Raw genomic sequence first — 5,591 nt, 5'->3', positions numbered from 1 at the left:
GCCCCCTCATGTTCGCCGCGCCCAAGCCCCTCATGCGCTCCGCCGCCGAACGCACCGTCGAAGCCGCCTGGAAACGCCTCGGCACATGACCTGACAGCTTCTCTGCAAAGGAGTGCGCCAACCACCTCAAAAACGCAGGCTATGCTTCGATTTGATATGGGCAGGATCTAGCGGGACCAGAACAGAGCAGGATGTTTCCACGAACGCCCGCCCCCAGGCGGCCGCTGCCGCGGGCTTGACCAAGACCATCGCCCGAAAACCGCGACCCGGCCGGGGCCAGATCCCCGGCGTAAAAGGAAAGCCCGGATCGCGCAGAAAGCCCAGAAGGCCCTGGCGCCTAGGCCGGGTTTTCCTCGACGATGACCAGATCCCGCTCGGCCGCGCCCCGGGCATGATCCAGCGCCGCCTGATATTCGGCCGAGTGATAGCAGGCCACCGCATCCTCGAGGCTGGGAAAACGCGCCACGACATTGCGGGCGCGCTCCTTGCCTTCAAGCTGCACATAGCGCGCGCCGCGGGCGAGAAAGACCCCGCCATGCGCGGCGATCGCCGGACCCGCAAGCCGCGCATATTCGCCATAGGCCTCGGGATCCGTCACGTTCACATGGGCGATCCACAGCGCAGTCATGCCTTCTCTCCGATCAGGGTTTCGACGGCAGCAATGGCGCTGTCGGCGGCGGCAAGGCTGGGCGCCCCGCCCTGGGCGCGGTCGGGACGGCCGCCGCCGCCCTTGCCGCCAAGCGCCGCCGTCGCGGTCTGCACCAGTTCGACGGCGCTGATGCGGGTGGTCAGGTCGGGGGTCACCCCCGCCGCCACCGTCGCCTTGCCCTCGGCCTCGGCCAGCACCACCACCGCGCCCGAGCCAAGCCGCGACTTCATCTCGTCGACCAGCGGGCCCAGTTCCTTGCCGCTCACCCCCTCGACCCGGCGGGCGATCAGCTTGATGCCGTTGATCTCGCGCGGCTTGTCCTCGGAGCCGCCGCCCATGGCCAGCTGGCGCTTGAGCTGCGCGACCTCGTTGGCCAGCGCCTTGCGCTCATCGGCCAGGGCGCGGACCTTGTTCACCACGTCGCCGGCCTGCGCCTTGACGATGCCGGCGATCTCATTGAGTTCGCCGTCCACGCGCCGCAGCGCGTCCATCGCCGCCTGGCCGGTCAGCGCCTCGATGCGGCGGATACCGGCGGCCGAGGCGGTTTCCGAGGTCAGGGCGAACATGCCGATATCGCCGGTGCGTGCGACATGGGTGCCGCCGCAAAGCTCCAGCGAATAGGTCTGCCCGCCGGTCCCCTTGCCCGAGCCCGGCAGCTCGCCCATCGAGACCACGCGCACCTCATCGCCATATTTCTCGCCGAACAGCGCCTGCGCCCCCAGGGCGCGGGCGTCGTCGGGGGTCATGATCCGGGTCTCGACCGGGCTGTTCTGGCGGATGAAATCATTCACCTCGCGCTCGACCTGCGCCAGTTCCTCGGGGGTCATCGCCTTGGCATGGCTGAAATCGAAGCGCAGCCGGTCGGGCGCGTTCAGGCTGCCGCGCTGCGCGACATGCTCGCCCAGGGCGCGGCGCAGCGCCTCGTGCAGCAGATGCGTGGCCGAATGGTTGGCGCGGATGGCGCTGCGGCGGTCGTGATCGACGGAAAGCTGCGCACCCTGGCCGCGCTGGATGGAGCCCAGCGTCACCTCGGCGACATGGATGAAGACGCCGCCGACCTTTTTCGTATCGGTCACCCGCGCGGCACCCGTCTCGGTCTTGATCAGCCCGGTATCGCCGACCTGACCGCCGGATTCGGCATAGAAAGGCGTCTGGTTCACGACGATCTGCACCGCCTGCCCCTCGCCCGCCTCCTCGACGGCACCGCCGTCCTGCACCAGCGCCAGGATCTGGCCCTCGCTGATCTCGGTATCATAGCCCAGGAACTCGGTCGCGCCATGCTCTTCGGCGATGTCGAACCAGATCGCGGCATCCTTGGTCTCGCCCGAACCGGCCCAGGCGGCGCGAGCCTTGGCCTTCTGCTCGGCCATCGCCGAATCGAAACCGGCCGTATCGACCGCGCGGCCCTTTTCGCGCAGCGCGTCCTGGGTCAGGTCCAGCGGGAAGCCATAGGTATCGTAGAGCTTGAAAGCCGCCTCGCCCGGCAGGTTCGCCCCCTTGGGCAGCTTTGCCAGTTCCTCGTCCAGCAGCCGCAAGCCGCGATCCAGCGTCTGCTTGAAGCGGGTCTCTTCCAGCTTCAGCGTCTCCTCGATCAGCGCCTGGGCGCGGCCAAGCTCGGGATAGGCAGCTCCCATCTCGCGCACCAGCGCCGGGACCAGGCGGTGCATCACCGGATCCTTGGCGCCCAGCATATGCGCGTGCCGCATGGCGCGGCGCATGATGCGGCGCAGAACATAGCCCCGACCCTCATTCGAGGGCATCACCCCATCCGCGATCAGGAAGCTGGTCGAGCGCAGGTGATCGGCGATGACGCGATGATGCACCTTGCCGGGACCGTCCGGGTCGGCGCTGGTCGCATGGGCGCTGGCCTCGATCAGGCTGCGCATCAGATCGGTGTCGTAATTGTCGTGCTTGCCCTGCAACAGCGCGCCGATCCGCTCCAGCCCCATGCCGGTGTCGATCGACTGCATGTCCAGCGCCCGCATCGAGCCGTCTTCGAACTGCTCGTTCTGCATGAAGACCAGGTTCCAGATCTCGATGAAGCGGTCTCCGTCCTCCTCGGCCGAGCCGGGCGGGCCGCCCCAGATCTGCTCGCCATGGTCATAAAAGATCTCGGTGCAGGGGCCGCAGGGACCGGTCGGGCCCATCTGCCAGAAATTGTCGCTGGTCGGGATGCGGATGATGCGGTCGTCGGAAAGCCCCGCCACCTTCTTCCAGATGTTCGCCGCCTCGTCATCGGTGTGATAGACCGTGACCAGCAGCTTGTCCCTGGGGATGCCGAAATCCTTGGTCAGCAGTTCCCAGGCAAAGGGGATCGCGCCGTCCTTGAAATAATCGCCGAAGCTGAAGTTACCCAGCATCTCGAAGAATGTATGGTGGCGCGCGGTATAGCCGACATTGTCGAGGTCGTTGTGCTTGCCGCCGGCGCGAACGCATTTCTGCGCGGTGGTGGCGCGCTTGTAGTCGCGGGTCTCGACCCCGGTGAACAGGTTCTTGAACTGCACCATGCCCGAGTTGGTGAACATCAGGGTCGGGTCGTTTCGCGGCACCAGGGGACTCGACTCGACGACCCTGTGGCCGTTGCGTTCGAAATAGTTCAGGAAGGTCGAGCGGATGTCATTCAAGCTGGGCATATCGGGCCTTCATCGCAAAGCGGTCTTTCCGGCCAGAACCGGTGTGCCGCTCGGTCTAGCCCCAGCCATGGCGGCTGTCCAGCAATCCTGCATGGCCTGGCGCCGGCGGCAGGGTCTTCCTTGTGCAAATATCCTGGGGGAATGCTTCCTGCGCCCCATCCAGGGCGCAGGAAGCGTGGGGGCAAAGCCCCCGTGCTTCGCCTCGAAAACCGGCCCGATCCAGGGTCAATCTTCGGCCATCACCTCGTCGCCGTCGTCCGTGACGCCGAAGTCCAGCCCATGACTGGCGCGGATCTTGTCCTCGATCGCATAGGCCATCTCGGGATGGTCGCGCAGAAACTGCTTGGCATTCTCGCGGCCCTGGCCGATGCGCTCGTCGCCATAGGAATACCAGGATCCGGATTTCTCGACCACGCCGGCCTTGACACCCAGGTCGATCAACTCGCCAACCTTCGAGATGCCTTCGCCATACATGATGTCGAATTCGACTTCGCGGAAGGGCGGCGCGACCTTGTTCTTCACTACCTTGACCCGGGTGGCATTGCCGGTCACCTCGTCCCGGTCCTTGATCGAGCCGGTGCGGCGGATGTCCAGGCGCACCGAGGCATAGAATTTCAGCGCATTGCCGCCCGTCGTCGTCTCGGGGCTGCCAAAGATCACGCCGATCTTCATGCGAATCTGGTTGATGAAGATCACCATGCAGTTCGACCGCCCGATGCTGGCGGTCAGCTTGCGCATCGCCTGGCTCATCAGCCGGGCCTGGCTGCCCATCTGCATGTCGCCCATGTCGCCTTCGATCTCGGATTTCGGCGTCAGCGCCGCCACCGAATCGACCACGACCAGGCTGACCGCGCCCGAGCGCACCAGCGTATCGACGATTTCCAGCGCCTGCTCGCCGGTATCGGGCTGGCTGATCAGCAGTTCGTCCAGGTTGACGCCCAGCCTCTTGGCATATTGCGGGTCCAACGCGTGCTCGGCGTCAACGAAGGCGCAGACGCCGCCCTTCTTCTGCTCTTCGGCCACGACATGCAGTGTCAGCGTGGTCTTGCCCGAGCTTTCCGGCCCGAAGATCTCGATGATCCGGCCCTTGGGCAGACCGCCGATCCCCAGCGCGATGTCGAGCCCCAGCGAGCCGGTCGAAGTGGCCTCGATCTCGGCCACCGGGTTGTCGGCGCCCAGCTTCATGATCGAGCCCTTGCCGAACTGCCGTTCGATCTGGGCCAGCGCGCTGTCCAGCGCTTTCTGCTTGTCTGCGGATCGCTTGTCGTTCATGTCGAAAAGTGTTGCCCCTGCCATGCGGTCCTCATGCTTATTTCACACCCCGCCATCCGGGGCAATCAGCGCCCGCCCGCCACTTTTGTTCACGGGATGTTCCTATTTGCGCATCCTTGCGCGGAAATGCAAGTCCTGCTTTGCGAATCGGAAGGTCTCTCGCCTTCCTGACCCAGTCTGCCGCAAGAGGATTAAGAAACGGTTTACAGCCTCAGGGCGAGTGGCTATGCCGGCACGCGTGCCGCAATGGCTGAAAGCTTGCAGGAAATGCTGATATTCTGGGAAAGACGACTGGTTTTCTTGGCCACGCCGAAAGCCGGATCCACCGCGGTCGAGACCGCGCTCGAAGCCCTGGCCAATGTCGCCGTCCAGCGCCCGGCCGAACTCAAACACGCCGACCTGCGCACCTATCGCCGCCATATCGAGCCCTGGCTTCATTCCGTCACCGGCGAGAAATTCACCACCATCGCCCTGATGCGCGAGCCGATAGGATGGCTGCGCAGCTGGTACCGCTTTCGCCTGCGCGACGACGAGGAAGATCCGAGCCACGCCATGATCGGGCTCAGCTTCGCTGATTTCGCGCAGGCCTATGCCGATCCCGCCGGGCCCGACATCGCACGCGTCGGCGCCCAGGCGGATTTCCTGACCGCGGAAGCGGATCGCGTCGATCGCATCTTTCGCTACGAGGACATGGATGCCTTCACCCATTTCCTCGAGGATCGACTGGATTGCGCGATCAGCCTGCCCCGCGTCAACGTGCCTCCGGCGGTCGATGTCAGCCTGCAGGCCGAGCAGGAAGGCCTGCTGCGCAAGGTCATGGCGCGCGATTTCGCGCTTTACGATACGCTCTGATCTAGCTGCGCCACCGGTGATCTAGAGCGAATTTGACGAACACCGGGTCGCTTTGAGGATTCACGCGATGAACAATGTCTGTTTCACTGCTCCTGTGATTTGCCAGGAGGAGATGATGACGAGGAGCCTAAGACGAGGAGCCTGAGCGGAGACCTTCGCGGTCGGGTAATTGCAGCGATCGAAGA

4 protein-coding genes are annotated in these 5,591 nt (G+C 65.0%); 1 reads left to right on the top strand and 3 read right to left on the bottom strand.

Translation table 11 applies throughout. The features are described 5' to 3' along the window. Positions 1-337 precede the first annotated feature (337 nt). From ACDP63_RS24100 to recA, 3 genes are all read right to left on the bottom strand, one after another. A complete protein-coding gene (locus ACDP63_RS24100) occupies positions 338-628 on the bottom strand; it encodes a DUF1330 domain-containing protein (protein ID WP_024846150.1) in 291 nt (96 codons plus the stop codon). Beyond that, on the bottom strand, positions 625-3,282 hold the full coding sequence (gene alaS, locus ACDP63_RS24095; RefSeq protein WP_028710988.1) for an alanine--tRNA ligase: 2,658 nt from the start codon (positions 3,280-3,282) through the stop codon (positions 625-627). The genes ACDP63_RS24100 and alaS overlap by 4 nt, the downstream gene beginning before the upstream one ends. Positions 3,283-3,507: 225 nt before the next feature. Then, a complete protein-coding gene (recA, locus tag ACDP63_RS24090; protein WP_024846148.1) occupies positions 3,508-4,578 on the bottom strand; it encodes a recombinase RecA in 1,071 nt (356 codons plus the stop codon). 243 nt (positions 4,579-4,821) lie between these two features. On the opposite strand from recA, the gene ACDP63_RS24085 reads away from it, so the two are divergent. Beyond that, on the top strand, positions 4,822-5,406 hold the full coding sequence (locus tag ACDP63_RS24085; protein ID WP_024846147.1) for a sulfotransferase family 2 domain-containing protein: 585 nt from the start codon (positions 4,822-4,824) through the stop codon (positions 5,404-5,406). Positions 5,407-5,591: the final 185 nt, after the last annotated feature.

Source organism: Paracoccus sp. P2, from assembly GCF_046335115.1.
GTDB classification, from domain to species: domain Bacteria; phylum Pseudomonadota; class Alphaproteobacteria; order Rhodobacterales; family Rhodobacteraceae; genus Paracoccus; species Paracoccus pantotrophus.
The sequence above is the reverse complement of the archived record's forward strand: the minus strand, read 5'-3'. Positions and strand labels throughout refer to the sequence as shown.